We start from the raw sequence: 24,626 nt of genomic DNA, 5'->3' as shown, positions 1-24,626 counted from the left end.
CTGACTGCAAAAGAAAGAAGCGCCCCTCATGTCTGATTCAATTTCACAACTTTCCGAAACTACCTTTGATGAAGAGGTCGGTTCTGCTGTTGAACCAGTTTTGGTTGATTTTTGGGCGGAATGGTGTGGCCCTTGCAAAATGATTGCTCCGGTTCTTGAGGAGCTTGCCGATGAACAGGTTGGTTCTTTGAAAATTGCCAAGGTGAATGTCGATGATGCTCCTGGTTTGGCACAGCGTTTTGAGGTCATGAGCATCCCTACTTTAATTCTTTTTAAAGATGGCCAGCCAGTAAAACGTATTGTCGGTGCCAAGGGTAAACCTGCTCTTCTTGCTGAATTATCTGAATTTATTTAATCTGGGCTTTTCTCAGGTCTAGACTGCGCTCCGTGAAGGAGTGCTGCCATGGCTGATCACAACCCCCAGCACGAGGCGTTTCTTAGTGTTGGCTCTTCTGGTGACTTAGTGCGAGACCTCCACCATCGTTTGTCTTTGGCTGGTTTTGAGGTGTTGGGCGATGAGGTCACAGCTTTTTCTTTTTCTTCGGTAACTGAGGCGCAGGTAAGAGTTTTTCAATCAACCCGCCGGTTGATGGAAGATGGGATTGTTGGTCCTCAAACTTTGGCCGCGTTAGTTGAAGCCAGTTTTCAGTTGGGTGACCGTCATTTGTATTTACATGTCCCGATGATGCGGGGCGATGATGTTGCGGATCTTCAGTTGCGTCTTGGTGTGTTGGGCTTTGATGCCGGGCGTGTTGACGGTATTTTTGGGCCGGACACTTCGCGTTCTTTATTAGATTTTCAGCGTAATATTGGGCTTCCTTCAGATGGTATTACTGGGGTTAGTACTGTGCAAGAGTTACACCAGTTAGCTGGTCGATCTGCTGGTTCGACTCCGGTGGTTCAGGTGCGTGAGTTGGAGCGTTTACGTCAGCGGCGCATTGGTTTAGATGGCCGACGTATTGCTTTAGGTCAGTTTGGTGCCTGTGGAGCCCTAGCAACCGCTATTACTCGGTCGTTAAGGGCTTTGGGGGCCAATGTGTTACTGCTTGATCATCCTGAGGAAAGCAATCAGGCAGAAATTGCTAATCGTTTTGAGGCTGAACTCTATTTAGGGCTCCGTGTTAAGAATGATTCTCAAAGCTCGCTTGCTTTTTTTGCCACGGAAGGTTTTCATAGTGAGGGAGGCCGCCAACTTGCCAGTTTTTGTGCCACAAATTTGACACCACTTAATCAGGCCGAGCCCAAGCTTCACGGCATGCGACTTCCCGCTTTACGCCGCACTCGAATGCCTGCGGTTCTTTGCCTTTTGGGGCCACCGTCCTTGGTAGTTCAATCCACCGCAGAATTAGCAGAAGCCTTTTCGTTGGCCATCACTACCTGGATGACCAACCCTGAAGAAACTCCTTAAAAAGAGTTCTCTCCGTTTATAAGGTTAAATAAGCGGGATAAGTCATCTTTGTCGGCGAAGGTAACCATGATTCGCCCACGCCCGCCCTTTGTGCTCACCGCCACCTTGGTGGATAAACGATCGCTTAACACGCGTTCTACTTCTAAAACACCTACATCTTTCAAAACTTGTGGTTTTTCTGAAGGGGGGCGAACTATTTCATGATCATTGAGGTCATTTACGAGTTTTTCTGTTTGTCGCACCGAGAGTTCTTCATCGATTATTCGTTGAGCAAGGGTGTTCTGCGCTTGCTGGTCGTCAATACCTAAAAGTGCTCTGCCGTGACCAGCGGAGATCTGACCTTGGCGCACCATTTCTTGCTGAGCGGGGCGTAAATGCAGCAATCGGAGAGCATTTGCCACCGTAGGCCGCCCTTTTCCTACTCGATCAGCCACTTCTTGTTGGGTGAAACCAAATTCTTCCATAAGCCGAGAAAAAGCCTGGGCTTCTTCAATGGCGTTTAAGTCATCTCGCTGGAGGTTTTCTACTACCGCTTGTTCAAAAGAAGCTTGGTCATCTACTTGACGCACCAAAGCAGGTATTTGAAAAAGTCCTGCTTCTTGAGCAGCCCGCAATCGTCGCTCACCGGCTACCACTTCGTAACCAAAAGATGTGGAACGTACTAAAATTGGCTGAAGTATACCGTGAGTTCGTACGGATTCGACAAGTTGCTGCTGTTTTTTATCGTCGAACCTTGTGCGCGGTTGTAAAGGGTTTGCTACGACCTCTGATAGGGGAAGCCAAGCGAACCTTTCTTCTTCTTCACTTATTTCTTTCTCTTGCGGTTCGCTTCCTGGAATAAGAGCAGAGAGGCCTCGCCCCAGCCCACTTTGACGGGTCATGACAAAATCTCCCTTGCGAGTTGTCGGTAAGCCACCGCACCTCGTGCGGTGGGGTCAAATACGGTTATTGGTTGGCCATAAGACGGTGCTTCAGACAAACGAACAGTTCGAGGAATTATTTGCCGACACACTCGATCACCAAAGTGTACACGCACCTCGTGCGCTACCTGTTCAGAAAGTTTGGTTCTTGCGTCGTACATCACCAGAACAATAGTAGAAACTTCTAATGTTGGGTTCAGGTTTTCTCGTACTAACTCCACGTTGCTCATTAGTTGCCCGAGGCCTTCTAATGCATAGTATTCGCATTGAATAGGCACCAATACTTCATTGGCAACCACAAAAGCATTTACCGTAAGGAGGCCCAGGGCCGGCGGGCAATCAATTAAAATCATGTCGTACCGATGTTCGACGCTGGCCAGGGCTCGCTCTAGGCGGTGTTCGCGGCTAAACGCCGTTACCAATTCAATTTCTGCCCCTGCAAGGGCAATATTTGAGGGCAACAGATCGAGGCCGTCTACTTCGGTGGCCAATACTGTGCCTTCTGTGGTTGCTGTTTGCGAAAGGACGTCATAAACAGAGTGGTCAAGCTCTCGCGGAGAAAATCCTAGCCCAGTGGTAGTGTTTGCTTGTGGATCGAGGTCAACAACAAGTACTTTCTTTCCTTGTTCTGCCATTGCTGCCCCAAGGTTTATGGTGGTAGTGGTTTTCCCTACCCCGCCTTTTTGGTTCGCGATGGCGATTACCCGGCGGCCTTGCCCTGGTGATTCGGTGAATTCATTCATCTTGGACATCCTGCCCGGTATTTAAGCAAAATGCAAGTCAATGTTTCACGTGAAACACAAAAACCAAGATTCTTTCTAAAAAGGGGTGTTTCACGTGAAACACCCCTTAAAACAGTGGGTCTCCTGTTTGTCGAGAAAAACGACGAGGAAACCGTTTTTCTGCTTTATCCAGAGAAGTTAGCGCCTGATAACCGGCGCGCCCGTTGTGCCACTGTGTTAACGGGGCCAAACCGAGTTGTTTAAGTTCTTCTTCTGGCCACCGAAAGACGTTATCTGGTGGCTCACTAACCACCAAATACCCTCCGCGGGCAAGAAGGGGGCCGCCGCATTCTGCAGTTGATGCTGGGGAAGCAAAACTGCGTGCCGTCACAAGTTTTGCCTGCCCTCTTTGTGGGCCGTGAGCAAAATCAACTGCATCTGCTTCCTTTACTTCCACCCGACCTTCTAAAGAAAGCTCACGAACCGCCCAAGTAAGAAACTGGCAGCGCCGATTCCCGCGATCAACAAATATCCACCGGCATGGGGTGAGCGCGGCCAAAATTAACCCTGGGACCCCACCTCCTGTACCCAAGTCAACCGCTAAGCAATCTTTGGTAAGGGGAAGTGGGTGGGTCGCTAAAAAGCCCAAAAAGCCCGCGCTATGCGCGGGCCCTTCGGTGGCCGCCATCGGGGTTAAATACCCTTCAACAACCGCTGCATCAAGTACTTGATTAATGCAGTTTTCGACTTCTTCAGTTAGTGGCAACTTGAATAACCACTCGACGGTTCATGTCGGACCCTTGTGAAAGGGTTTCCAGACCATCAATGTCTGACACCGTGTTGTGCACAATGCGGCGATCAGCAGAACCCATTGGTTCAAGGGATCGTGCCCCTCCGTCGGCCAAAACTGCTTCTGCTTGAGTTCGCGTGAACTCTTCAAGAAACGACTGACGGCGGGCTCGATAACCACCAATGTCCACAATCATGGAGCCACTGGCGGCACCATCAGAGCGGCGTTGGATAATGGTTCGGGCAAGCTCTGTAATGGCACGCACCGTATCGCCTTGTTGGCCAATAGCTAAGCCAAGGTTTAAACCATGGGCTTCTACCGTGAGGTGATCTTCATCGATCGTGCTCACTACGTTTGCATCAAGACCCATTTCACTAAGCAGGCCTCCCACAAAATCTTCAGTTATTTCTGCCTGTGTAGGCAAGTCCATTTTTTCCACGTCTGCCTTCTCCTTCGCTGGTTGCCGATCTTTTTGTCGGTTTCGCTGATTTTTTGGCTTGTCTTCGGTCTTCGGTTTTTCTGCCTTATCAGGTTGCTCAGTTTTCTCTGATTTTTTCTTTGCCTGATCACCCTGGTTGTTTTTCCGACCCTTATTGTCGGTTTTTTCATTTTTCCCACGGCTATTTGAGTTACGGTTCCGATCTCGCCGGTTCCGATCTCGGCGTTCTGTCTTAGGACGCGGGGTTGTGGGTCGCACGCGCGCCTTTAAACGGGCTTCTGTCTTTTTTAGGCCAAACATTGATTTTGACGGTTCAATCAGTACTTCTACTTCAAGTTCGTCCTCGGCTACGCCAAGTCGATCTAATGCGAAGTCTTTTGCTTCATCAATGGTGGCCCCGGTGGTTTCAATCCATTCCACGGGTTACTTCCTTTTCTTTTTGTTCTTTTTTCGGTGAGAACCACCAGGTTGTGCCGTCCCAGAAGGGGTAGTCCGGCCTCCGCCCTTGCGGGCTGATGGTGGTTTTTGGTCATTTTCTTCGTTTTGTTCCGCATCTTTCTGGCGGCCAAAACGGCGACGTTTCACCTTCGGATCAGTATCTTTTTGCTTTTCTGAAGGTATCTGTCGCTTCTCATTCTTATTTTGAGAACTATTCTTATTATTGCCAGCCGTGGTTCGATTTCTTTTAACAGCCGAACCTTGGCTTACTATTGGCTCGCTGTTACTTGAGTTTTTCCCTTGTTTCTGGGAGTTATTTGGCTTCTTTCCTGCTTTTTCTACTTTGGCTGAAGCATTTGGCTCTGGCTGCACCACCACCGGTTTATCTTGCCCTGGCCCGTACAAGGTCCGCGTAATGTACGACTGTTGAGCAATCCGGTATATGTTTGAGATCACAAAATAAAGCACCAGGGCCGCATCGAGGCTGTAAGAAATCATCGGAAGGAAAAACGGCATCACCTTCATGATCATTTGCTGCTGCGGGTTCACCGCCTGGCCAGTACTTCGGCCTCGAATCTGTTTTTGTTGATACCACGAGCTCACAAAAACCAGAAGCATCAACACCAGGTAAGGCACCATCGACATCAACGACTCGCTCAAAGCATCGCTGGCCGACCGCGAAAGATCAAAACCTAAGAAAATCATTTCCGTGGTATTACTGAGATCTTCAAAAAGTTTTGACCCAGAAGAAATGTAATCCGGGAAGAAAACCGATGGTTCGTCTAGTACTCCGGTAGCAGTTTTCCCTGAAGCTAAACGACCGGCAATCCAGCCTGCGCTCTCACCAACGTCTGAAAGACGCCGGGTTAACCCCCGTAAAACGTTGTAAAGAACAATGAAAACCGGCATTTGGATAAACATTGGAAGGCACCCACCCATGGGGTTGATGCCATTGGCCTGATAAAAGGCCATCATTTCCTTGTTCATCTTTTCTCGGTCGCCCTTGTACCGGTTTTGAATTTTCTTCATTTCCGGCTGCATGTGCTGCATTTTGATCATCGACCGCGTCCCTTTAAGGGTCAACGGGGTAACCACCACCATGACCACCATGGTGAGCAGCACAATGGACAAACCATAAGACGGGACAAGTTCGTAAAACCAGGCCAACAACGAGGCAATTAAGTCAAACATCAGCGAACCTCTTCAGATAAACAAGAATGAGTAAGAACAGTACGGGTGGGCTGAGTTGGTGACGGTACAGGGTCCCAACCACTTTTTCCCCAAGGGTTACAGCGCCCAATACGACGAATCATCAACCAAGACCCCTTACTTGCGCCATGTTGTTCAAGAGCATCAAGTGCATAGTTTGAACAAGAAGGAACAAAACGGCACGGTGATGGCCGGCCGGCCCCAAGGCGTTGATAGCCGCGGACCACAAAATGAATGCTTTTTGCAAAAACCCCCAGTTCAGAGCCCATTTTTGCCGTCATGAGCGTGCCTTTAGGTCACTCAACATGGTTTGTGTCCAGTCTTTTAATTCAGTAAAAGTCGCTTGGGACGCTGCTGGTTGCACGCGAATCAAATAATCTCCGCAAGGGAGTAACGACTCGGAAGAAGAAAGGTCAGTCATAATGGAGCGCAAGCGGCGACGGGTACGGTTTCGGATCACGGCGTTTCCTACCGAACGCCCAATGGCATAACCAACACGAGTAGACCTTGGGGTGCTCACTGAAGCCAAAAACTGCAGTTGGAGCGGGCCACTTCGTGCACGTTGTCCATGGCGGCGGAGGGCATCAAAATCGCCCCGTGTTCCAAGCCGGCCAATCAAGCTGACAGGCGTGCGCGACCTTTGTGGCGGCGAGACTTGATAATTGACCGTCCAGCTCGAGTGCTCATACGGTGACGAAACCCATGTTTGCGCGCCCGGCGGCGAGTGTTGGGTTGAAAGGTACGTTTCATTTATAACTCCTGTCGGCTACTTGGTGTCATAAGAAGAAGGAGCACCAAGCAACAGCGATAGATTGAGGCCACCGGTGAGAATCTGACAAACCTGTCAGACTTAATGCTCGGGTGACATACGAGGCATCGCTAAAGGCTACGGGTATAAGACCACGCGCGCCAACCGGTAAACGAGGAAAGCCACATTGCCACAAAGTTATCCACAGGTCTACTTTTCCTCCTTTTGGATTTATCCGCGGCGCGGCAGTTGTTTAAAAACGCTTCTTTAGCCCCTGCGGTTACGCGCGAAACATAGAATAAGCAGGACTTTTACTTTCCGAGATTTCCAGTTGCGCGCGATGCGGATTCTGATGCTACGTTGCCACGTCCATTCAAATTGGTGAGAGAGTACTTGTCTAAACCCCCCCAGGGTTTTTCTCTTTTTCCACAGGGTGATCCACAGTTGTGGAAAAGACGACAATGGAGTAGGACATTGAACGAAATAACAACCAAGGAAGAATCGGCCACCATATGGGCGGCTTGTTCTAAAGCAATTCAACTACAAGTCTCTGATGTGGTGTGGCAAATGAACTTTAAATCCACCACGGCACTTAACGTGACCGATGAAGAGTTAGTTGTTTCCGTACCAAGCACCGTGGTGCGTGACCGCATCGACGGCCGGTATCGAAAAATCGTTCAAGATGCTTTGACTGAACTCTCGGACGGAAAACTTAAGTTACGTTTCGAAGTAGTTACCGACAGCACCTTTTTAGACACTGATCCGGTTGCTCCTGTTACTAAAGAAACCACTTTTGTCCCCATCAACAAAACGCCGCAGCCAACTCAACAACAAAACACTCAACCCTCTTCCTCGGATGCATTTGGAAAACGATTAACTTTTGATGATTTTGTTGTTGGTACCTCAAATCGTTTTGCTGCGGCAGCCGCTCTTGCTGTAGCCGAAACCCCTGGCCGCAACTACAACCCTCTTTTTATCTACGGTGATGCAGGGTTGGGAAAAACACACCTTTTGCACGCCATAGCCAACTACGTGCGTGACCATTACCCCACCCATCGTGTTCGCTACGTTTCTTCTGAAGTTTTTATGAACCGCTTTGTTGAAGCTATTCGTAATAAAACTCTGCCTGAATTCAAGCAGTACTACCGCGAGATTGATGTTCTCTTAATTGATGACATTCAGTTCATGGAAGGAAAGCAAGGACTCCAAGAAGAGTTCTTCCACACTTTCAACAGTTTGCATCAAGCCAGTGGGCAAATCGTATTATCCAGCGACCGCCCACCAGATGCCATACCTACCCTTGAAGACCGCTTAAAGAGTCGTTTCAAAATGGGCCTCATCACCGATATTCAACCCCCCGACATAGAAACCCGGCTCGCTATCTTGCGTAAAAAAGCCGAAGACACTCCTTCGAAAGTAAAAATACCGGCAGAGGTTCTTCTCTTTATTGCAGAAAACATCACCGATAACATTCGAGAGCTTGAGGGTGCCCTTACTCGAGTAACTGCTTTCTCTAGTCTGAACGACGTGCAGTTAACTGAAGACATGGCCCGCACGGTGCTCCAAGACCTCATTACCGCAAATAAGCCTTTACGTATTACCCCAGATTTGATTCTTGAAAAAACAGTAGAAATGTATAGTTTCTCTCTTGATGAACTTACTGGCGGAAGCCGCCGGCGGCCTTTGGTTACCGCTCGACAGATCTCTATGTACGTCTTTAGAGACCTCACCGACTTAAGTTACCCAGCGATTGCCAAAGAGTTCGGTGGCCGTGACCACACCACAGTTATTCACGCCGTAGACAAAATAAGTAACCTCATGGCAGAGCGAAGAGAAATTTACGACCAGGTAACCACCCTTACCGCTGCCATAAAATCCCAGAAATAGGTGAGGACGAACTGTGGACAAACAACCAGTTCCCCACAGGCCCACCAGTGGCCTTTCTACATCTTGTGGACAATGGTGGATAAACGGTGTAAAAAGAAATACTCCACCACCTGCACGAATGTCCACTCATCCACAATCCACAGCACCTACTATCCCCACTATCCATGTTGAACCTTCCAAGGCGAAAGTGACGTACCTGTGAAGTTCCGTTGTGAACGAGATGTCCTCGACCATGCTTTTACTATTGCTCGGCAAGCAACCTCCACCAGAGGTGGTGCTTTGCAAGTGCTTTCAGGATTGCATTTAAATTTAATTGGTAATGATCTCACGGTTACCGGTACCGATAATGATCTCACCATTCAGGTGGCGGTTGACGTTGGTGGTCAAGAAGATGGCGCAACCGTGTTGCCAGCGAAACTGGCGTCAGACATTGTTCGTGCGTTAAGTAGCGGCCAGGTTGAGGTGACCATCGATGACGAGGGAGCTAATTTATCTTCCGGGCGTAGTGATTTTAATTTACGAACAATGCCCGCCGATGAGTTTCCTCGCTTAGAGCCGGCTAGCGGAGAAACGGTTACTTTAGATGCCTTTGGGGTAGCAGCTGCTCTTGATCAAGTAGTAACTGCAGCCAGTGGTGACGATTCTCGCCCAATTTTAACCGGGGTGTTGTTGGCGCCAGAAAACGATGGCCTCCGTTTTGTTGCTACCGATTCGTACCGTTTAGCGGTTCGTGATTTACCTGGTACTTCTGTTTTACAAACTGATCAAACGGTGCTGGTTCCGTCACGAGCGCTTGAAGCGGTCGGCAAACTTCTTTCTGACGCCGATGAACTCACCGTGTCTTTTGGTGAACATGATGCAACTTTTTGTGTGGGTGGCGTAAGCGTGTCAACGCGCTTGATTGAAGGGGAGTTCCCTAACTACCGGAACCTCATTCCTGAAGATCACCCCAATACGTTGGTTGTTGATCGAGGTGTTTTGACGAATGCTTTGCGCAGGGTTCGTTTGTTAGCGCAAGAAAACACCCCCGTGCGTTTAGAAATGTCTGCTGATGGCTTGGAGTTGATTGCCATTACCCAAGATGTGGGTCAGGCTCGCGAAACCATTGATGCAGAATATTCTGGGACAGATTTAGTGGTGGCTTTTAACCCGGCCTACCTTCTTGACGGGCTTGAAGTTTCTTCTGGCGCCGAGGTGCAATTAGAAACTATTGATTCATTAAAGCCAGCGGTATTGCGCAGTGTGGGCGATGAACAGTTTCTTTACCTGCTTATGCCAGTACGTGTGTCTTAATCTTTATGCCGGTACGACGGCTTTGGCTTACCGATTTTAGAAACCATCAAACGGCCGATCTTACTTTTAGTGAAGGCCTTACTGCCATTGTGGGTAACAACGGCCAAGGTAAAACCAACATTTTAGAAGGCTTGGCATGGTTGTCTTTAGCGGGTTCATTTCGTGGTGCCTCAACAGAAACCCTGGTTCGCAATGGGGAAAATCAGGCCATAGTGCGAGCAGAGGTAAGTGTTGGCGCCCGCATGGTGTTGTTAGAAGCAGAGTTGTCGCTAACCGGACGAAATAAAATTTTAGTGAACAGCAATCCGGTAAAGCGATCTCGTGATCTTTTGGGTTATTTGCGTACCACAGTCTTTGCTCCTGATGATTTACGATTAATTAAAAGTAGTCCTGGGGAGCGGCGTGAGTATTTGGACCAACTGCTTATAAATTTGCATCCCCGTAATTATGAACTCCGTACCACTTTGGACAAAGTATTACGACAAAGAAATACTTTGTTAAAACAAGCGAAAGGCCGAAACACCCCAGACGTGTTGAGCACGCTTGATGTTTGGGATGCCAAACTTGTTGAATCTGGTCAAGCGTTAGTAGACGCTCGACGTCTTCTGGTTGAACAACTCCAAGACCCCGTTTTTAATGTTTTGGCTGGGTTGCAGGGTGAGGGAGCGACGGGAACCCTGCATTACGAAGCGGCTTGGGCCACCCAAGGCCTTGCTGTTGCCTTAGAAGAATCACGTTCTGATGATCTTCGTCGAGGAGTGACCACGGTGGGGCCCCACCGTGATGATCTGGTTATTACTCTTTCTGGTATGCCGGCGCGAACGCAGGCTTCTCAAGGAGAACAACGATCATTGGCGCTCGCTTTGCGTTTGGGTGGCCACCAGGTGATTGCTGATGCGGTTGGGGTACATCCGGTAATTTTATTAGATGATGTTTTTTCTGAATTAGATGAAACTCGCTCAGCGGGGCTGGTTGCCTTGCTGCCCCAATGTCAAACCTTGGTAACTTCGGCGGGACAACTTCCTAAAGGCGTGGATGTTTCACAAGTCATCCAAATCGTTGAAGGAAAAATAAAATCGTGATACAAAGAAAAAGAGCTCCGACGCCACTTCGACAGAGTTTGGAACGTCTTATGGCTGATATGGGTGCACCAGAAATTGATGCCACCACAAACATCATCAAGGCGTGGCCTGACTTGATGGGCCCCGAGTTAGCTACTCGAGTTCAAGCGGTTGCGGTAAAAGGTTCTGTTTTGTTAGTGCGGGTAGAAGACCCTGCTTGGGCTAGTCAAATTACCTGGCTAGAAACGCAACTTTTAGAGCGAATAGAAGGCCTGGTTGGGCCGGGAAAAATCACTAAAGTTCAGGTTCGGGTGCGCCCAAACGAGCACCGTTAAACCTCCTTATTTCTGTTGATATTTTTTTAAAGAGTCGTGGCTTTTGCTCTTGATTATTGATCCCTATTTTGCGTGGTGAAGTGCTACACTTGGGGTGCTGTGTTCTTCTCCTCTGACCTGCGGTTTTGCTCCGCTAAACAACAAAAATTGTGGTTGGTTTACTTCGGGAAAACCACCTTTGGAGACAAGTAAAATGACGGAAACAGAGACCTCTTACAACGCTGCTGACATTACGGTTTTAGAAGGATTAGAAGCGGTTCGTAAACGACCCGGTATGTACATCGGGTCAACGGGCCCCTCGGGGCTTCACCACTTGGTTTGGGAAGTGGTAGATAACTCTGTTGACGAAGCCATGGCGGGGCACTGTTCAACAATTTTTGTGACCTTGTTACCTGATGGATCTTGCCGAGTTTCAGATGACGGCCGCGGGATACCAGTTGATAAACATCACCAATACGAAGACCTCACGGCTGCCGAAGTGGTGTTAACGGTGTTACATGCTGGCGGTAAGTTTGGCGGCGAAGGTTACAAAGTGTCGGGTGGCCTGCATGGGGTTGGTATTTCGGTAGTGAATGCGCTTTCTTCTCGTGTGGAAGTAGAAATTGATCGGCATGGGCGCCGCCATGCTATGACCTTTATTGACGGTGGGCAGTTAGATTCTCGTCTGGCGGATATTGGTGAAGCTCCCGATAACCGCACCGGCACTACCGTCACTTTTTGGCCCGATGATGAAATTTTCGAAGAAACAAAATTTCGTGCGCAGACGCTCTTAGAGCGTTTTCAGATGATGGCTTTTTTAAATCGTGGGCTAGAAATTTGTTTCCGCGATGAACGTGACGAGACTCCTAACGAAACGGTGTTCTGTTACGCCGGTGGTATTCGAGACTTTGTTGAGCACATCAACGCTTCTAAAGAATCATTGTTTTCAGTGGTTGGATATTTTGCACAAGAAGAAGAGGACCACGAAGTTGAGGTGGCCTTTCAGTGGAACACCGGGTTTAACACCGACGGACTGCATTCTTTTGCTAATGGCATCAACACCATTGAAGGGGGCATGCACGAAGAAGGGTTCCGTACCGCGTTAACCGGGGTAATGAATCGCTACGCCCGAGTGAAGGGTCTTTTGAAAGAAAAAGACGACAATCTTCAAGGCGAAGATATTCGAGAGGGTATGACCACCATTATTAGCGTGCGTCTTGGTGACCCTCAGTTTGAAGGGCAAACAAAATCAAAACTCGGCAACGTTGAAATACGCTCCCTGGTGCAAAAAGCAACCAATGAGCGTCTTGCAGAATGGTTAGAAGAACACCCATCAGAAGCAAAACGGGTGCTCCAAAAAGCTATTAATGCGCAACGGGCACGCATTGCTGCCCACGATGCGCGAAAGTCTGCTCGCCGAAAGTCTGCGCTTGATGGCGCTGGTATGCCTGACAAACTTAAAGACTGTTCTTCACGTGATCCGCGTGAGTCAGAACTCTTTATCGTGGAAGGCGATTCTGCCGGTGGGTCAGCGGTGCAGGCTCGTGACCCGCGCACCATGGCTATTTTGCCCATTCGCGGAAAAATTTTGAACGTGGAGCGAGCCCGCCCCGACAAGATGTTGAAAAACAATGAAGTGCAGACCCTTATTCAGGCCATCGGGGGAAGCTTTGGCGAAGAGTTCAACTTAGAAAAGATTCGTTATCACAAAGTAATTTTGTTGGCCGACGCTGATGTTGATGGCAGCCATATCCGTACCCTGTTGTTAACGTTTTTCTTCCGTCAGATGCGGCCTTTGGTGGAAGCCGGTCACATCTATATTGCGCAACCTCCGTTGTACTCCACGGTGGTGGGTAAAGAAAAGATTTATCTAAAAGACGATCATGCTAAAGACGCATTTTTGGTGGAGCACCCCAACCACAAAAGAGAGTTTCAAAGGTTGAAGGGTCTCGGTGAGATGGACTTCGACGAGTTGCGGGCCACCACTATGGATGCCACCAAACGCACCCTGCTGCAAGTAACGGTAGAAATGATGGCCATAGCTGACGAAATTTTTTCGACCCTGATGGGTGAAAATGTGGAGAGCCGGAAAAAGTTTATTCAGGCCAATGCGCACGACGTCCGCTTCTTGGATATTTAAGGGTCATTATGAGCGATACCAACGACACACCAACGGAAAACATACCGATGGGTACTATTGAGCCCATCGAAATTCAAGAAGAGATGGAACAATCTTTTCTGGATTACGCCATGTCGGTCATTGTTTCTCGTGCGCTCCCTGATGCGCGAGATGGTTTAAAGCCAGTGCATCGTCGAATTTTATGGGGCATGTACGACCTGGGGGCCCGCCCCGACCGACCAACGATGAAGTGCGCCAGAGTTACTGGCGAAGTCATGGGTAAATACCACCCGCATGGAGATTTAGCTATTTACGATGCGTTGGTGCGTATGGCGCAAAACTTTAGTTTGCGCCATCCGGTTATTCACCCTAAGGGAAACTTTGGTTACTCTCCCGACGATTCGGCGGCTGCCGCCCGTTACACCGAGTGCCGTTTGGACCCTATTGCTTTGGCGCTTCTTAACGGTATAGATGAAGACACTGTTGATTTTATAGATAACTATTCGGGTGAGTTCAGCGAGCCCAAGGTGTTGCCGGCGCGTTTTCCTAACTTGTTGGTAAACGGAAGTCAAGGCATCGCTGTGGGAATGGCCACCAACATTGCCCCCCATAACTTGGGTGAGGTTATTGATGCCACCATGCATCTTATTGATAACCCAGAGGCCACCCCGGATGATTTGATGCACTTCATGCCGGCTCCTGACTTTCCTACCGGCGCACTTATTTTGGGCCGAGCCGGAAGTCGAGATGCTTACCGCACCGGTAAGGGAAGTATTCGCATGCGGGCCCGTACAGAAATCGAAGAAGGTAAACGGACGAACCGTATTGTGGTGAGTGAGTTGCCTTATCAGGCCAGTCCGAACCAAATCATGGTCAAAATTCGTGACCTCGTTGATAGCCGTGAAATTGAAGGTATTTCCGATATCAACGACGAGTCGGCGCAAGGAAAAACCCGCATTGTTATTACCTTAAAACGGGATGCTCCGGCACTGGTTATTTTGAACAATCTGTTCAAGCGGACACCTTTGCAGACCACTTTTTCGGTGAACTCTGTGGCATTAGTTGATGGAGTGCCCCGTCTTTTGAACTTGCGGGAACTCTTGGTTGCTTATATTGAACATCAGGTGGAGGTTGTTACCCGCCGTTCGCAGTACCGGCTAGAAAAAGCTCGAGCTGAATCTCATATCACTGAAGGTTTAATCAAAGCATTAGATCAAATAGATCAAATCATTGCCTTCATCCGATCTTCTGAAGACCGTAGTCACGCCCGTGAGGGGTTAATGGGTGAGGATTTCGGTTTCACTGAAATTCAGGCGAATCATATTTTGGATATGCAGTTGGTGCGACTTACTCGTTTGGGCAGAACCAATTTAGAGGCACGTTTAGCTGAGCTTAAAATCACCATGGATGCCTTGGAAGCCATATTGGGTGACGAAGTACGACTTCGCGAGGTCATCAAGGAAGAAATGCAAGCAGTTCGTGAAGCCCACGCCACGCCACGAAAAAGCGAACTGATGGTTGATCCTGGGTCGCTTGATGTTGAAGATTTGATTGATGATGAAGAGCAAGTGTTCACCATGAGTGCCGGTGGGTATGTGAAGTTAATGTCTGCCGATGAATTCCGTACCCAGGGCCGCGGGGGCCGCGGGGTTGCGGGGGCGCGTCTTAAAGATGAAGATGTGGTTACTCACTTGTTACATACTTCTGCGCATGCATATTTATTGTTCTTTTCTACTCGGGGCAAGGTGTATCGCTTAAAAGCACATCAAGTGCCGGTAGCAAGCCGTACGGCACGCGGCACCGCCATTATTAACTTGCTGCCGTTAGAGGCAGAGGAACGCATTCAGGCAGTGATCGATACCAGAGATTACGAAACGCATCGCTTCTTGTTTTTTGCTACCCGAAGTGGTCGAGTAAAAAAGACGAAGTTCTCTGCTTATGACTCTTCGTTAAAAGCGGGCCTTATTGCTATCAAACTTAATGATGGCGACGAGTTGGTTGATGTCATGGCTACCAGCGGGAAAGATGATTTGTTGCTGGTGTCGCGGTCGGGCCAAACCTTACGCATGGACGAATCGGCAGTGCGCTCAATGGGCCGTACCGCTGCGGGGGTACGAGGCATGAAGTTCCGAGAAGGCGATGAGCTTTTGTCTTGTGCTGTGGTGAAGCCTGGGGCCACCGTTTTGCATTTGACCACGCAAGGGTTTGGTAAACGAACCAGCCTTGACGAGTTTTCCACCAAAGGACGGGGTGGGTTAGGGGTGCGAGGTATCGGGGTAACCGAAGAACGTGGCCAGGTAGCAGGGGCTGTGGTGGTGAATGAAGATGATGATATTTTTGCGGTGACCTCTGGTGGGGTGATTATTCGTATGTCGGTTTCAGATATTTCGCTCCAGGGAAGAAGCGCTACTGGGGTTCGGGTAATGAACCCCGATGATGGGCAGCATGTGGTGGCGTTGTCTCGGGTCCCTGCCGAAGACATGAGCGAAGACGAAGACACAGTTGAAGCTGAAAGCGAAACTGTCGATCTCGAAGAATAAGTTGTAAGCAACAAAACTTCCCCCCTGTATTCCAATTACTTGGAAACCAAGTGAGGAAATTATGTTGTCTAAAAAAGAACCGCTTAATGACCGAGGTCAGACTTTACCGTTAATGGCTTTGCTGGTTTTACTGGCGGTGGGTTTAGCGATCCTTGCTGCGGAGTTAGGTGCAGTAGCGGTGGAGCGTGCACAAGCCCGTACCGCAGCAGATGCTGCCGCCTTAGCAGCAGCAACTGACCGGGTTGATCCGGAAAAAGCAGCACAGTTAATGGCCACCAGTAATGGGGCAACCCTGGAGTCGTTTCGTCGGGATGGTTTTGAGGTGGTGATCGTGGTTCGTGTTGGTCGAGCCAGGGCCACCGCCAAGGCGCAAAGTGTGGCCAGTTTCATCCCTTAACGAGAGGGTTTTGAAAGACAAATGCTAGGCGACCGCGACCAACTGCTCTGATTCCTCTAGACTCACCGGTCGTGGAAGAAGAATCTGAACAAGCAGAAAACGAAGAAGTGGTTGACCCCACGACAGGGAGTGAAGAACTTCCTGAATTGGGCGGGCCAGCAACTACCGCAGCGCGCCTTGAAGACCTTTTTCAAAGCAGTGGAGATAAGCAATCAACAGAGTTTGAGCCCACGGGTGAAAACGAAAAAGAGGTTTTTGCAGAAGACCTCAGCCCAGCAAAGGGGCCTCGTTTTCGTAAATCAGAAAAAGATTCAAAACCTGAACGCATTACCGGGAGAGAGCGCGGTGGGTTTCGGGTTCGCCGGGTTCGCCGACTGTTGCGCCATATTGAGCCTTGGTCGGTACTTAAAATTGGGTTAATTTTTTACTTGTGTGTGTGGGGCATGACGGTGATTGCTACCTCTATGGTTTGGGGAGCAGCCAGCGACGCCGGAACCATTGAAAAAGTTGAGCACTTTATTGCCCAACTGTTTGCGTTAGAAGACTTTGCTTTTGACACGGAACAAATTTTCCGCATCTTTGTTTTGGGCGGTTTGGTTATGGTGGTGGGTGGCACAGCAACCACCGTGGTACTGGTGGTGGTCTTTAACCTGATCAGCGATTTGATGGGGGGTATTCGTTTTACCGTCATCGAAGAGGAGACTGCGGTGCGGCGAAGGAGGGTTCGTTCCGGTGACCGGGTGCTTCCTAAGCCAGGAATTAAGAAACAACCTCCCCCAACCGGGTAGCGACCGACCACTCGTCGGCGATACCGTTTTGTCACTGCGGGGCTATAGCTCAGTTGGTTAGAGCGCACCCCTGATAAGGGTGAGGTCGCTGGTTCAAATCCAGCTAGCCCCACGCAACCCGCAGAATTGGAGTAGGTCCGAGATCATGATGCGTACCATCCGAGGAGCTCTTGAGTCAATTATGGCTGCGGCTGCTGTGGCGAGTGTTTTTCGGGCTATTGGTATCACTCGTACTCCTCGCCAAACGGGCGGGTGGCGCCGTCTTGAAGGGCCGGATCTTCGCTGATGAGAGCTGCTGTTTTGGGGGCCGGAGCAGTGGGAGCACGGGTGGCTCGCCAGTTGCTGTCGGGGGGCTTAGTTGATCAAGTTGTGTTGCGTGACACTGATGCTGATCGTTTAGCTTGGGTTTCGCGTTCGCTAGGGGAACGACTCATTATTGAGCACGCGCCATTTCCGGCGTCGCTGGAAGCCGACGTGGTGGTGGTAGCGACCCCTGGGGGCACACAGTTACCGGCTTTGGTAGATGCTTTGGCGCATCAACGCCCGGTCATAACCACTGGCGATGGCTTGGCGGAAACCGTGTCAATGTTGAAATTGTCTCTTCAAGCAAAAGAAGCCGGAGTCTCGGTGGTTTTAGGCGCCGGGTTTGCTCCTGGTTTGAGTTGTGTGTTGGCGGCTCATGGGGCCACGTGGCTTGATCAGGTAGAAGAGATTCATATTGCGAAAGCAGGTACTGGTGGGCCGGCTTGTGCTTTGGTTCATCATCGGGCGTTGAGTCGGATTGCTTACGATTGGCGTCAAGGGCAGTGGGCGCGTAACCCGGGGGGTTCGGGCCGATCGTTGTGTTGGTTCCCTGAACCGGTAGGTCCACAGGATTGTTATCGAGCTGCTTTGGCTGGACCAGTGCTTTTACACCACGCCTTTCCGCAAGCAGAGTGGATTACCTCTCGGGTTTCTGCTACTCGTAGAGACCGTTTGACGGCTCCGTTGCCGATGTTGGCGCCTCCCCACTCAGAGGGTGGGCCAGGGGCGATACGGGTGGAACTACAGGGTAAACAAGATGGCGCACATAAGGCGGTGGTGTTGGGGGTTACTGAGCGTCCTGCGGTAGCGGCGGCCACGGTGGCGGCTACTGCTGCTGAGTGGGCGTTAACGGGTCGCCTGAAAAAGCGAGGGATGGCTGGTTTGGCTGAAATGGTTGAACCGGTGGCCTTTTTACATGATGTGCGAGAACGCGGGTTGGTGATTGAAGTTTTTGAAGGTGATCATGCGCCGACCTAAGGGTCTGTGGTGGTTTTTGGTGGTGGTTGCAGGGTGTAGCACTGGGGCGGTACAGGCGGTTCCTCCGGCGACGCTGGTAACAACAACAACGGTTATTCCTTCGACAACGGTGGTTGTGGATTTATCAGCAGTCGAAAAGGTAGATGGGTTAAGCCGAAACCACACACCGTTTGACGTGGATTACCCCACAGTTCCACCATCGGGAGGGGATCATTTTGATGTGTGGCACAACTGTGGTGTTTATTCGGTTGAGTTGCACGACGAAATGGTGGTCCACACCTTGGAACACGGCATGATTTGGGTGACTTACTTGCCGAGTTTGAGCGAAGAAAAGGTTTTGTCTTTGGCTGGGTTGTTTAGCAACAACGAAAGGTTGTTGATATCGCCGTATCCGGAGCAACCTGCGCCGGTGGTGGTTACTTCATGGGGTCGCCGTTTAGAGATTCAAGAAGTAGACGACCCACGAATTTTGGGCTTTGTTGAAGCTTTTACCGATGCGGAAGATTCCCCGGAGCCTGGAGTGTCTTGTACTGGTGGTTTGGGGGTGCCGCCAGATGAGCCGTTTGCGCCAGCGAAGCGTTCAGGAGTTAAGGGTTTTGATGATGGCTTGATGGAGGCTTGGGTTGGCCGCTACGGCGCTGCCACCTTCCGCGGTGATGTTTCCTGAAAAATCGGTGAAGAGACCGCCGGCTTCAGGGAAAATGGTCAGCATGGGGGCCACATCCCAGCGGTTAACCAACGGGTCAATCATGGCGTCGGCTCGTCCTGTGGCGACCAATACGTAGCCGTAGGCGTCGCCCCAGGTGCGCATAACGGTGCCGGTTTGGATGAATGGCTCCAGTTCGGTGACTGAAGGCCAGTAGTCCACGCCACTGGTAACTAAACAGGCGCCTTCGAGCGTGGTTTGGTTAGATACGTGCACTTGGGTTCCGTTGAGAAAGCACCCTTTTCCTCGGCCTGCGGAAATACATTCGCCGAGTCCGGGAATATTTATGACACCTACGGCGGGCCCATGCTGGTCTTCCATGGCTACGAGGTTTCCGTAGAGGGGTACGCCGCGTATGAAAGATTCGGTGCCGTCGATGGGGTCGAGGATCCAGGTGCGGCCGGAGGTTCCTTCGGTATCGGCTTCTTCTTCACCCACAATGGCGTCGTCGGGGAAGGCCTCGCTGATGCGTTGGCGTAAGAGTCGTTCAGCGCCTCGGTCGGTGGCCGTTACTGGGGTGCCATCTCCTTTGCCTTCAACGTCCAGGTCAGGGCTTTGGAAGGTTTCTAATGTGTAGGCCCCGGCTTCTTGAGCGATGGTAGTGGCGAAACTTAAAATCTCTGGGTCTACTGGCGGAAGGGCTAAAGTCATGATTACCTAGTCTAAAGGGTGCTGGTTGTCGGCAAGTTTAACGGGGGTAACAAATGCTTAAATCAATGGGCAGGGCGGTTATTTATGGCGCATTGGTGCTGGTTTTTGTGGGGTGCGGTGTTCAAAATGATGAAATTTTGAGCCGGGACGATTCTTCAGAGAATACGTTGGTCGACCAAAGAGATTCAACGTCGGACAGCGTTCAAGAAGAATTAGGCGAAGCAGGAGACACAGCAGCGGAGGGTCCGATGCAGTCTGGTGAAAACGAAGAGGACGGGTTTGATTCCGGTGAGGAGAGTGGCGGCGTTCTTGGAGGGGAAACTCTTGGGGATACTGGCTCAGACGGTTCTGAGTCATCTGGTGAGGAGAGTGGCGAAGAGGAAGGGATGCAAAAAACTCAAGATAGCGGAACGCCGTTGGACCCCGATAATGCGCCAAAGGGTGATGAGTTTACATTTACTCCTTTTGAGGCACGGGACCCTGAATTGGTCATAGATAACGGGATAGGTTATCTCTACACCACAAATATTTTCCCGTTTGGCCCGCCGATTAATGTCCCTATTTGGAAAACTACAGACTTTTCTGCATGGGAAGCTGTTGGTGATGGTTTAGAAAAAGTTGGGTCGTGGGCTGAGGATAGTTGGACTTGGGCGCCGGGGGTAATAAACGCAAGCAACAAATGGATTCTTTTTTATACGGCTCGAGTTCTTGGCACTACTGCAGATTCGGCGTACCCAGCGGGGGTTCAGTGTGTTGGTCTCGCTGTTGCTCCTGCGCCTACTGGACCTTTTATTGATCGAGGTTCGGATCCTTTTATTTGCCAAGAGTCACTGGGGGGGTCAATCGATCCTTCTCCTTTTCGTGATGATGATGGGTCTTTATGGATAGCTTGGAAGGCTGATACAAATGCACCCCACATAAACGGGACGGCATGTATTTTTTCTCAACGGCTAAACACCTCCGCTATGAGGCTTCTTGGGGAGTCAACAAACTTGTTGTGCCGGGATCAGGATTGGGAATGGCCGTTAATTGAGAATCCAGATTTTTTTCGTGATTCAGATGGGGATCTTTGGCTGTCTTATTCGGCTGGGTGGTGGGATAGTGCGTCATACAGCACAGGTATAGCCAGTTGTGCGTCGCCTTCTGGTCCTTGCGTAAAAGAAGGGCAGTGGTTGAGTTCAGGCGATGGGCTGGTTGGTCCTGGTGGGGTAACTTTTGTCTCGGATGGCGAAGATGACTATGTGGTTGTTTGTACTTGGGAAGGTGGCGCAGGGTTTGATGAAGGGGGAACAGGGGTAACGGGGGTTGTACAGATGGCTCGGGTTCTTGAACACATCCAAACTGAAAGAAGGGCGACTACGACACTAGATGGCAGTTGTTACACAGCACCTCCAGATTTTGTAGACATGAGTGAGGGGTTAGTTGCGGGTGAATGGAACCCACAACAAGTGAGGTCAGTGGCTGCGCTTCCTTCGCTCTCTCTTGAGATAACGAGGCGCGTGGGCCCGGTGGAAATTACGACTACCACAACCACCATGGTGAGCCGAGTTCAGCCTTTGATGCCGGTTCTTACCACGACTACCACAACCACCATGGTGAGCCGAGTTCAGCCTTTGATGCCGGTTCTTACCACGACGACCACGACCACTCCTTGGGGCTGGCTGGCTCCGGGGCTTGGGAGAAGGTAAACGCGAGAAACCCCGACCCGAGGGTATTCGGGCCGGGGTTTTGGGGTCCCGCGATTTAGGCTTGGATGGTTACTGGTGTGCCGAGGGGCAAAAGGTCGTTGAGTAAAAGGGCTACTTCGTTAGGAGTGCGGATGCATCCGTGTGAGGAGGCGGTGCCGATGGAGTCCTGTTGGTTGGTGCCATGGATACCTATTTGCCCGGGGCCACCGGCAAAAGATGACAGGGTGTCAGAGAAGGCGGAGAGTCCGAAGGCGACGGGTCCGTAGGCGCCACTTGGGTTGCCGGTGAGGAGTTTGTCGGTGAGGAAGAATTCGCCGGTAGGGCTGGGGTTTTCTTCGCTGCCGATCGCTACTGAGGTTTCGAGGACTACGTCTGGGCCATCGTTGACGGTGAGGGTGCGTTCTGATTGGTCAATGACGATGGTCAAGGTGACGGTGCGGAGTTCTATTTGGCTGGCGTGTACCCAACCGCTGGTTTCGTTAGGGCGAACCGGGAGGTCCACGTTGTACCAGTCGCCTTCTACTGTGTTGACAAGGAACACGGTGGTGGAGCCGTAGTCGGTGGTGTCTTCGAAGGTCCAGGCGGGGTCGGTGTCGCTGGGGTTGGCATAGGCCTCGACGGTGCCAATTGCTCGGGCTACATAAATTGGGTCGGGGACGAATGCGGTTTCTTCGACTGGTGCTTCGGTTGGGGTGGGTGCAGGTGTTTCGGTGGTCGACGGCGCCGGTGCCTCAGTGGTTGGTGCTGGTGCTTCGGTTGGGGTTGGTGCTGGTGCTTCGGTGGTCGACGGCGCCGGTGCCTCGGTGGTAACTGGCGACTCTTTGGGGCCTGTTTCTTCAGTGGCCGGGGTGCCTCCGCAAGCGGTAAGCGCCAGAGTGATGGTTAGGAGAAGTGCGGTGGTTTGGCGGGTTTTCATGGTTGGTCCTTTTGGTTGGTTGTTGTGTTCAAAGTGTTGAGTTGCCACGGGCGTAGTTCTGACAGGTTCGAAAAAGGCTTTTACGCGCTGGTGCCGGCAGCGGGAGCTGCCGGCACCAGGGTTGGGAGTATTTAGCCGGTGAAGAGCGGAGAGCCGACTACCGCTTCGTCTACTTCTGACTCTTTGACTTCGCCACTGTGGGTTTCGGTTGTCTCACCGTCTTCGGTTGTGTCACCACCATCGTCGCCACCATCGGTTGTGTCACCGCCATCGTCGCCATCGTCACCACCATCGTCGCCACCATCGGTTGTGTCACCGCCATCGTCGCCATCGTCGCCACCATCGTCGCCACCATCGTCGCCACCATCGTCGCCACCATCGTCGCCACCATCGTCGCCACCATCGTCGCCACCACCATCGTCGTCTCCGCAGGTAATTCCGAAGTGCTCAAACATCTCTGCGGGGATTGTTAGGTCATCCGCTGCTGAAGGGCTCGAATAAACAAAAAAGGCGGCAACCATATAAAGATCACCAGGAGGTGGGTAAAAGACATGAGTAAATGAGTCGCCAGGAAAAAACTGGTCAACATGAGTGGGGCTCGGCCCGGGAGCCAATAAAACGGTTAATCCCGTGGAATCAACCATGACGAGCTCTGCTCGTGCCCATCGTTCGTTGCCAGGTACTGGCGGCAAGTTATTTACTGATTTGACCGTGATGCTGGAACTTCCAGAACAATGGTTATCAATATCCGCATAAATAATTGTGTCGATTGACCCTGTAGGCATTGCTGAGGCGGTGTTGCTGACGATAAGTAGTGAGCTGGCAACAATGGCCAAAGCAGTAAGGGTGTGTATTAATTTTTTCATGAGGGTTTCCTTTTGTTAGTGCTTGGTGCTTCCAAGCTTCAAAAGGGAGATGGCTCAGAGTGAAAGATCTGACAGGCTCGAAAAAGTTTTTTACGCGCCGATGCCGGCAGCTGGTGCTGCCGGCATCGGGGGTTTGGGAGGGTTTAGCCAGTGAAGAGCGGCGAGCCGGGAACGGCTTCGTCTACTTCGGATTCTTCAATTTCTTCTGGAGTCTCTTCTGGAGTGTCCTCGGGAGTTTCTTCTGGAGTGTCCTCGGGCTTATCCTCTGGAGTTTCTTCTGGAGTGTCCTCTGGAGTGTTTCCGGGAGTAACGGGATCAGAATCCGGGCAATATTTGTGGATGGACCTGGTGAAGTCGGCACCTTCTCCCAAAGCGTCGTCAGCGTCGTAACTATGCTCTGCTACATAAACCGAGATAAGTGCTACGAAACTGCCAGCCGGAGCAGAAAAACCGTAACTGGCGTGGTCTCCTGGAGCAAGAAGTTCAAAATGGGTGGGTGCTCCAACGGGCTGCCAAGCTTCAACAATTCCGTCGATGTCAACATCAAAACTGGCGGCTACCCACCGGTTTGTGGTGGTGTTGTTTTCGATGCTTACTACGGCACCTGTGGGTTCACCCTCGCAGTGGCCATCAAGAGCAGTGATGAAGTTTACGTCAACTGAGCCGGTGACCACTGGAGCAGCGATAGGAATGTAGGGCTCGATGCTAATTGCTGAAACGGTTTGAGGGGTCATCATTAGCGACGAAGCTAAAACAACCATGACAGTAATAAGGTGGGTAAGTTTTTTCATGAGGGTTCCTTTTGTTAGTGCTTGGTGTTTCCAAGCTTCAAAAAGGGGATGACTTAGGGTGAAAAATCTGACAGGTTCAAAGAGGCTTTCCATTAGACGCGTAGATGCCGGCAGCATTAGCTGCCGGCATCTCAATAAGGGAAGGGATTAGCCGGTGAAGAGGGGGGACCCTTCGATGGCTTCGTCTACTTCGGACTCTTCAATTTCTTCTGGGGTTTCAGTTGGCTCTTCAACTTCTTCAGTGGTCTCGACGGGTTCGTCTGGGGTGCAGTCAACGCTGACCGTTTCTTGCCAAAAGGTTTCACCGTCGGCGGCCATTTCGGCGACAACGCTTTCTGCATCAGGTGGGTCAACTTCGAGGAGGCTGAGGTAGAAGGTCACGGTTGCTTGGTAGCTTCCAGGGAGGGCATCTTGGGTATAACTGAACCCTTCTCCTTCTTCAAATTTTCCAAAGTTTGGAGTTGAGCCGTCTGATGGTGCCCAACCAATGCCGTCGTTATCTTCCACACTTATAGCGACCCACCGATCGGCAGCAGTGAAGCCCTCACCGGTGTAGTTATTCATGAACGAAACGGTGAAGGTTCCGTCGTCGGCGTCGCAGTGGGTTTCAAAGTCACTGGTGAGTTCAATATCAAAACTTCCGAGGTCTACATC

At 50.7% G+C, this 24,626-nt stretch carries 23 protein-coding genes, 1 tRNA gene and 2 pseudogenes; 14 read left to right on the top strand and 12 right to left on the bottom strand.

The genetic code is table 11. The annotated features are described in order from the left end of the window. The first annotated feature begins 28 nt into the window (after positions 1 to 28). Both trxA and EYQ49_08975 read left to right on the top strand, forming a co-directional pair. Positions 29 to 355, top strand: a complete 327-nt coding sequence (trxA, locus tag EYQ49_08980) for a thioredoxin (protein HIG26006.1) — start codon at positions 29 to 31, stop codon at positions 353 to 355. Positions 356 to 403: 48 nt separating this feature from the next. Further along, positions 404 to 1,408: a hypothetical protein gene (locus EYQ49_08975; protein HIG26005.1), complete on the top strand. Its 1,005-nt coding sequence runs from the start codon at positions 404 to 406 to the stop codon at positions 1,406 to 1,408. Here the strand turns inward: EYQ49_08975 and EYQ49_08970 are convergent. From EYQ49_08970 to EYQ49_08935, 8 genes are all read right to left on the bottom strand, one after another. After that, positions 1,405 to 2,289 carry a ParB/RepB/Spo0J family partition protein gene (locus EYQ49_08970; protein ID HIG26004.1) on the bottom strand — a complete coding sequence of 295 codons (885 nt, stop codon included), beginning with the start codon at positions 2,287 to 2,289 and terminating at the stop codon, positions 1,405 to 1,407. The genes EYQ49_08975 and EYQ49_08970 overlap by 4 nt on opposite strands. Beyond that, positions 2,286 to 3,071 (bottom strand): ParA family protein, encoded by a 786-nt coding sequence (locus EYQ49_08965; GenBank protein ID HIG26003.1) that lies wholly within the window; start codon positions 3,069 to 3,071, stop codon positions 2,286 to 2,288. The genes EYQ49_08970 and EYQ49_08965 overlap by 4 nt, the downstream gene beginning before the upstream one ends. A 106-nt stretch (positions 3,072 to 3,177) precedes the next feature. Continuing rightward, positions 3,178 to 3,816: a hypothetical protein gene (locus tag EYQ49_08960; protein HIG26002.1), complete on the bottom strand. Its 639-nt coding sequence runs from the start codon at positions 3,814 to 3,816 to the stop codon at positions 3,178 to 3,180. Beyond that, on the bottom strand, positions 3,803 to 4,699 hold the full coding sequence (locus EYQ49_08955; protein ID HIG26001.1) for a hypothetical protein: 897 nt from the start codon (positions 4,697 to 4,699) through the stop codon (positions 3,803 to 3,805). The genes EYQ49_08960 and EYQ49_08955 overlap by 14 nt, the downstream gene beginning before the upstream one ends. A gap of 3 nt (positions 4,700 to 4,702) precedes the next feature. After that, the gene (locus EYQ49_08950) at positions 4,703 to 5,908 is read right to left on the bottom strand and encodes a YidC/Oxa1 family membrane protein insertase (protein HIG26000.1); all 1,206 of its coding nucleotides are present in this window, start codon (positions 5,906 to 5,908) and stop codon (positions 4,703 to 4,705) included. Next, positions 5,908 to 6,195, bottom strand: coding sequence for a membrane protein insertion efficiency factor YidD (gene yidD / locus EYQ49_08945; protein HIG25999.1), 288 nt, complete (start codon positions 6,193 to 6,195; stop codon positions 5,908 to 5,910). The genes EYQ49_08950 and yidD overlap by 1 nt, the downstream gene beginning before the upstream one ends. 8 nt (positions 6,196 to 6,203) lie before the next feature. Further along, on the bottom strand, positions 6,204 to 6,545 hold the full coding sequence (gene rnpA, locus EYQ49_08940; protein ID HIG25998.1) for a ribonuclease P protein component: 342 nt from the start codon (positions 6,543 to 6,545) through the stop codon (positions 6,204 to 6,206). Continuing rightward, entirely contained in the window at positions 6,542 to 6,676 is a 135-nt protein-coding gene (locus EYQ49_08935) for a 50S ribosomal protein L34 (GenBank protein HIG25997.1), read from the bottom strand. Before EYQ49_08935 ends, rnpA begins: the two co-directional genes overlap by 4 nt. 481 nt (positions 6,677 to 7,157) lie before the next feature. On the opposite strand from EYQ49_08935, the gene dnaA reads away from it, so the two are divergent. The 11 genes from dnaA to EYQ49_08880 all read left to right on the top strand — a co-directional run bounded on the left by dnaA (position 7,158) and on the right by EYQ49_08880 (position 19,021). After that, positions 7,158 to 8,561, top strand: coding sequence for a chromosomal replication initiator protein DnaA (dnaA, locus tag EYQ49_08930; protein ID HIG25996.1), 1,404 nt, complete (start codon positions 7,158 to 7,160; stop codon positions 8,559 to 8,561). Between the two features lie 198 nt (positions 8,562 to 8,759). Next, positions 8,760 to 9,854 carry a DNA polymerase III subunit beta gene (gene dnaN, locus EYQ49_08925; GenBank protein HIG25995.1) on the top strand — a complete coding sequence of 365 codons (1,095 nt, stop codon included), beginning with the start codon at positions 8,760 to 8,762 and terminating at the stop codon, positions 9,852 to 9,854. A 5-nt stretch (positions 9,855 to 9,859) separates the two neighbouring features. Beyond that, a complete protein-coding gene (locus tag EYQ49_08920; protein HIG25994.1) occupies positions 9,860 to 10,936 on the top strand; it encodes a DNA replication/repair protein RecF in 1,077 nt (358 codons plus the stop codon). A 50-nt stretch (positions 10,937 to 10,986) separates the two neighbouring features. After that, the gene (locus EYQ49_08915) at positions 10,987 to 11,250 is read left to right on the top strand and encodes a DUF721 domain-containing protein (protein ID HIG25993.1); all 264 of its coding nucleotides are present in this window, start codon (positions 10,987 to 10,989) and stop codon (positions 11,248 to 11,250) included. A gap of 193 nt (positions 11,251 to 11,443) precedes the next feature. Further along, complete coding sequence (locus tag EYQ49_08910; GenBank protein HIG25992.1) at positions 11,444 to 13,369, top strand: type IIA DNA topoisomerase subunit B; 1,926 nt, start codon at positions 11,444 to 11,446, stop codon at positions 13,367 to 13,369. An 8-nt stretch (positions 13,370 to 13,377) separates the two neighbouring features. After that, entirely contained in the window at positions 13,378 to 15,888 is a 2,511-nt protein-coding gene (gene gyrA, locus EYQ49_08905) for a DNA gyrase subunit A (protein HIG25991.1), read from the top strand. Positions 15,889 to 15,949: 61 nt separating this feature from the next. Continuing rightward, positions 15,950 to 16,285 (top strand): hypothetical protein, encoded by a 336-nt coding sequence (locus EYQ49_08900; protein ID HIG25990.1) that lies wholly within the window; start codon positions 15,950 to 15,952, stop codon positions 16,283 to 16,285. 47 nt (positions 16,286 to 16,332) lie between these two features. After that, positions 16,333 to 17,073 (top strand): hypothetical protein, encoded by a 741-nt coding sequence (locus tag EYQ49_08895; GenBank protein ID HIG25989.1) that lies wholly within the window; start codon positions 16,333 to 16,335, stop codon positions 17,071 to 17,073. Positions 17,074 to 17,111: 38 nt separating this feature from the next. Then, positions 17,112 to 17,185 (top strand) — tRNA-Ile (locus EYQ49_08890). A gap of 173 nt (positions 17,186 to 17,358) precedes the next feature. After that, entirely contained in the window at positions 17,359 to 18,354 is a 996-nt protein-coding gene (locus EYQ49_08885) for a hypothetical protein (GenBank protein ID HIG25988.1), read from the top strand. Further along, positions 18,341 to 19,021 (top strand): DUF3105 domain-containing protein, encoded by a 681-nt coding sequence (locus EYQ49_08880; GenBank protein ID HIG25987.1) that lies wholly within the window; start codon positions 18,341 to 18,343, stop codon positions 19,019 to 19,021. Before EYQ49_08885 ends, EYQ49_08880 begins: the two co-directional genes overlap by 14 nt. On the opposite strand, the gene EYQ49_08875 is transcribed toward EYQ49_08880, so the two are convergent. Further along, entirely contained in the window at positions 18,935 to 19,711 is a 777-nt protein-coding gene (locus EYQ49_08875; protein HIG25986.1) for a hypothetical protein, read from the bottom strand. The genes EYQ49_08880 and EYQ49_08875 overlap by 87 nt on opposite strands. Before the next feature lie 53 nt (positions 19,712 to 19,764). On the opposite strand from EYQ49_08875, the gene EYQ49_08870 reads away from it, so the two are divergent. Next, positions 19,765 to 21,399, top strand: a complete 1,635-nt coding sequence (locus EYQ49_08870) for a hypothetical protein (protein ID HIG25985.1) — start codon at positions 19,765 to 19,767, stop codon at positions 21,397 to 21,399. Positions 21,400 to 21,454: 55 nt separating this feature from the next. Here the strand turns inward: EYQ49_08870 and EYQ49_08865 are convergent, their stop codons facing one another. The 3 genes and pseudogenes from EYQ49_08865 to EYQ49_08855 all read right to left on the bottom strand — a co-directional run bounded on the left by EYQ49_08865 (position 21,455) and on the right by EYQ49_08855 (position 23,477). Further along, positions 21,455 to 22,315, bottom strand: coding sequence for a L,D-transpeptidase (locus EYQ49_08865; protein HIG25984.1), 861 nt, complete (start codon positions 22,313 to 22,315; stop codon positions 21,455 to 21,457). A gap of 272 nt (positions 22,316 to 22,587) precedes the next feature. Continuing rightward, positions 22,588 to 22,743: pseudogene (locus EYQ49_08860) on the bottom strand (attachment protein). A 581-nt stretch (positions 22,744 to 23,324) separates the two neighbouring features. Then, positions 23,325 to 23,477: pseudogene (locus EYQ49_08855) on the bottom strand (DNA primase). Positions 23,478 to 24,626 lie beyond the last annotated feature (1,149 nt).

It is taken from the genome of Acidimicrobiia bacterium, from assembly GCA_012959995.1.
Lineage (GTDB): Bacteria > Actinomycetota > Acidimicrobiia > Acidimicrobiales > MedAcidi-G1 > MedAcidi-G2B.
This window is presented reverse-complemented; position numbering and strand designations above follow the sequence as displayed.